Source organism: Enterococcus sp. BSD2780061688st2 D3, from assembly GCF_005844145.1.
Taxonomy (GTDB): Bacteria; Bacillota; Bacilli; order Lactobacillales; family Enterococcaceae; genus Enterococcus_B; species Enterococcus_B durans.
Genome location: NZ_SPHN01000045.1, coordinates 1 through 4,087 on the forward strand (window position 1 = coordinate 1; position 4,087 = coordinate 4,087).

Annotated in this window: 5 protein-coding genes and 1 pseudogene; 1 reads left to right on the forward strand and 5 read right to left on the reverse strand. The window is 31.4% G+C overall.

Going from position 1 to position 4,087, the window contains the following annotated elements:
* Positions 1-325: 325 nt before the first annotated feature.
* Both FGQ66_RS14775 and FGQ66_RS14780 read right to left on the reverse strand, forming a co-directional pair.
* A complete protein-coding gene (locus FGQ66_RS14775; RefSeq protein WP_002311006.1) occupies positions 326-547 on the reverse strand; it encodes a hypothetical protein in 222 nt (73 codons plus the stop codon).
* Positions 548-644: 97 nt separating this feature from the next.
* Complete coding sequence (locus tag FGQ66_RS14780) at positions 645-890, reverse strand: hypothetical protein (RefSeq protein ID WP_008271463.1); 246 nt, start codon at positions 888-890, stop codon at positions 645-647.
* Between the two features lie 239 nt (positions 891-1,129).
* Here FGQ66_RS14780 and FGQ66_RS14785 point away from each other — a divergent pair.
* A pseudogene (locus tag FGQ66_RS14785) lies at positions 1,130-1,744 on the forward strand (recombinase family protein).
* A gap of 369 nt (positions 1,745-2,113) precedes the next feature.
* Here the strand turns inward: FGQ66_RS14785 and FGQ66_RS14790 are convergent.
* The 3 genes from FGQ66_RS14790 to FGQ66_RS14800 all read right to left on the reverse strand — a co-directional run bounded on the left by FGQ66_RS14790 (position 2,114) and on the right by FGQ66_RS14800 (position 3,886).
* Positions 2,114-3,115 carry a DUF4062 domain-containing protein gene (locus FGQ66_RS14790; RefSeq protein ID WP_002344895.1) on the reverse strand — a complete coding sequence of 334 codons (1,002 nt, stop codon included), beginning with the start codon at positions 3,113-3,115 and terminating at the stop codon, positions 2,114-2,116.
* 158 nt (positions 3,116-3,273) lie between these two features.
* Positions 3,274-3,540, reverse strand: a complete 267-nt coding sequence (locus FGQ66_RS14795; protein ID WP_002344896.1) for a helix-turn-helix domain-containing protein — start codon at positions 3,538-3,540, stop codon at positions 3,274-3,276.
* Complete coding sequence (locus tag FGQ66_RS14800; RefSeq protein WP_002344897.1) at positions 3,530-3,886, reverse strand: type II toxin-antitoxin system RelE/ParE family toxin; 357 nt, start codon at positions 3,884-3,886, stop codon at positions 3,530-3,532. The genes FGQ66_RS14795 and FGQ66_RS14800 overlap by 11 nt, the downstream gene beginning before the upstream one ends.
* Positions 3,887-4,087 lie beyond the last annotated feature (201 nt).

Here is a 4,087-nt window from a genome sequence, read left to right on the forward strand (position 1 = left end):
TCATTACTCTGTCCTCTCTGTCTTTTTTCTCAATTTTACACTAAAATAGATTTTTTGGAAAACTTTGCAACAGAACCGTTTTTACTATATACTTCTTCCCAGAACTTGTCCGTCTCCTTCAAATTATCTCTACCTCTCGAGTTCATTGGGTGGTTTGCCCATTTATTAAACATGGAATCACCTTTCTCATACTCATATATTTATGTCCCATTTCAATTATATTTATATATGCTTAAATAAATTTGTATCCTGAAATTTATTGTAATATGAAGCTGTATTTTACATATAGTAACCAAAGAGTTAATAAAATAAAAAGAGCGAACCATTATAGATCAGCTCTTTTTTCATTGCTGTTTTTAATCTTATCTAGAATCACTTCAAATGTTTCAAAGGTATTTACATCTAACTGACATAACCAAAGCAAGTACTTCTTTTCTTTGTAAGTCCAATCAATATTACGGTAAGAGGACATTAGATTATGGTACCTTGCTCTTTGTTCAACTGAAGCCAATTCCCAGCGTTTTTCAAATATTTTTTCTTCTTCCATTATTGATCCCTCGCAAGACGCTACCTCAAACTTAAATAATGGGCAGCGAAAGTCTAATTCCTTAGATCTAAGTATAGCAAACAAATATGAAAAAAACTTAGAAGGTAGTAAAAGTTCTTCCGTCTTTTGCTTTGCTTCTATTCTTAATGTGTTTCGTTATCGGTGCCCTACAAAGATTTTCATTAATTACACACTCATTTATTGTTGTGTATTTTCTGACATTTCTCTCTTGATCAATTATTTTAATTCCATGGGCATCCTGATAGTTCATAGGAGAGGAGCGGCTATCAGAAATAGTTGCACCTATCTCTTGAACTTCTTTTACAACTTCTGGAAAATCCATCCATCCTGCTTCAGCTGTCAAAAGTAATAATCTATAATATTTATCTTTCCTTTTCAATCTAAGAAATCGTCACCCCATTCTTTTTCTTCTATTATAAACTATTTAACTTTTAGAATTCAAAAACCGTTTGTCTATTTAGAGTTTACCCTAAATAGACAAAAATATAACATTGAAAAATTTAGAGTTCTAACGTATGATTAGGGTGTATTATAAACGTTATAGAAAAGTAGGGAATAAATTTGAAAATTGCTTATATTAGAGTTTCATCCATCGATCAAAATGAACAACGTCAAATTGAAGAAATGAAAAAGTTTGGCGCTGAAAAAATTTTTATCGAAAAACAATCTGGAGCGACGATTAGTCATCGGCCGATTTTCCAGGAAGCTTTAGATTTTGTCAGAGAGCAAGATATTTTTATTGTAGAAGCCATTGATCGACTTGGACGCAATTATGACGAGATTATCGATTCAGTGAATTATCTAAAGAAGAAGAATGTGCGACTTATTATCACCAGTTTACCGATCATGGCTGAAGCAATTGGAAATCCTCTCCTAGATAAATTCATCAAAGACTTAATCATTTAAATCTCAGCCATGATTGCTGAACAAGAACGTACTGAATCGAAACGACGCCAGGCACAAGGAATTAAAATCGCTAAAGCAAACGGCGTCTATAAAGGTCGTCCTAAGTTATACAGTGCAGACACCAAAGATCCTCAACGTCGCCTTGTCTATAGGAGTATCGTTCAGGATCTTGAGAATGGGGTTGCTATCTCAAAGATTGCAACAGACTACAATGTGACTAGGCAAACAATTTACCGAATAAAAAAAGAAATCGACCAACTAATTGTATGATTTCTTTTTTGAATCACGTAATTATTAATTAGCTTTGTCATCAATACAGACAATCATTTTAGATTCATCTAGCTAAGTTGATTACATTTATGTTAAAAAGAATTTAGTTAACATAAATATAATTGATGCATAAATCGTCCTTATTTAAAGGCATTTAACATTGACAACTTAGTATAATGTATCTTATGTAAACTAATAAGATTTGAATTTTATTTTATACACACTCGATAATAGATCAATTTTATGGTCCCCCGCATTTACGATTGCACAAGAGAAACATAAAGTCGACCTATTAGCATTTCTTTTCAATTCAAACATTAAAAAAGTTTATACCTCTGCTACTAAAAAATGAAATTATCTATTTAAAATTTAAAACGGTAAATCTGATTCATCCAAATTGGAAAATGGATCAGCCTGTATTGGAGCTTTGTATTTCTCCATAATAACAGATATCTTTTTTTCATTTTTTAAAAAATACCTTTTAAATTTCTTATAGTCCTCTGAAATCAAAATATAGCGTGATGGATACTCATCAAAAGAAGAATCGTATTCTTCCTTTAAAATTCCCGATTTACTTAATTTTTCTAGTACATCAAATACTCTATCACTCAAGTAACTCCTTAAATTGTTATCACTTTCCCATTGAACTACTTTTCTATAAGTTGAATTATCAGTTGAAAAGATAGAATTTTCATCCATAAACGCATATATTAGCAGCAATCTTTCATCATTGTCAAATTCTATTGGATCAAAAATATCTAAGTTGTCATCAAAATCTTTATCAGTTCCGGTAACTTTTTTGTTAATTACTGAAGGTGTCTTGTAAGAAATAGAATCTAAATCAAAGCGTTTTGATTCTAAATTATTTTGTGCTTTCTCAATTAAATAATTCACTTTTTTTGTGAGAAACCTTCTGATATTGTCTTTGCTATATGTTCCATAAAAACCCTTATCTTCTAAAGAGTCCCTGTACTTCTTAACTTCTATATACTCTTCAGCCAAAACTTGTGGAACTGGTTCATCTAAGAAAAAAACCCCTACCTCGCCTTTGCTATTTTTATAAAAGTAATCAATTTCTGCTATAGTTCCCGATCTATAATTATCAACTGGAGAACCCAACTTATGGCCAAAAATCGCTAATAATATATCACTATTTTCTACAATTTGTTTATTAATAACACTTTGCCCAGAGCTATTATTTATATAAGTAGGAATCGCATTCGTTTCCCATCGAATTGGCATCAAAATTACTTTTGTATTATCTGTATTTTCTATATTCCATCTATATATGGTTTCTTCTACTTCATTCCTCTTTGCTGCTATATCACCTGGTGATGCTATAAATACTTTTATTAGATTTATGGTTTTCATTTATTGTACCTTTCTCTTTATGTCTCTTTAAAGTAATTTTTGTATAAAATTTATTGACTTTTACACTATAGGACAACTTTTATCTATTTAGTACAAAAAGGCCCACTAAACTAATTGATTAGTTAGGAGCCTATTACAGGTATATTTTCAACTCGCTTTTAAGCAAATTCTACTACCAGCTTTTTGCCTAATGCCCTAGCGATATCATCAAGTTTATCGAAAGATACGTTATCCCCTCTCTCAATTCGAGCAATAGTAGATTGAGTTGTATGTGCTTTTTGTGCAAGCTCCGCTTGAGTTAGGCCTGCTTCCTCCCGTGCATGATAAAGAGCAACCGCAGTTTCGAGTTTTCTTCCTTCACGGTCATATGCTTCTGCAAAATCTTTGTCTTTTTGCTTTTCTTCAATCAATTTTTTAATCATCATTTGTGAACCACTCCTCTCTAAGTTCTTTTGCATGTTTAAGTTCACTTATTGGTGTTTTCTCCGTTTTTTTAGTAAATCCATGGGTAATGACATACCTTCCATTGACCACATGGAAATAGATAGCTCTTTGGATGTTTGATCCTACCTTACTTCTTAATTCGTACAAATTAGTGTCTAATTTTTTCACCCATTTCAACCGTTGAGCTACTAGCATCCCATTCTTTTCTGTTTCTTCTATTGTACGTAAAAGCTTCGCACTATCTTTTTTTGGTAATGTTTCCAACCATTCTAAAAATTCATCATGACCATTAGGTCTTTTAAATGTTTCAAAAGATATTTTTTCCATACCCAATTATATCATATATTGATTTTATATTATAGTATATAACATAAAAATTCGAATTATGGTTCTGTTGCAAAGTTTTAAATCTACTATCAAATAAGGTAGAATAATAGAAAAAGATAGTAGGAGGAATGACGATGAATCATTTTAAAGGAAAGCAATTTCAGCAGGATGTGATTATTGTAGCCGTGGGCTACTATCTTC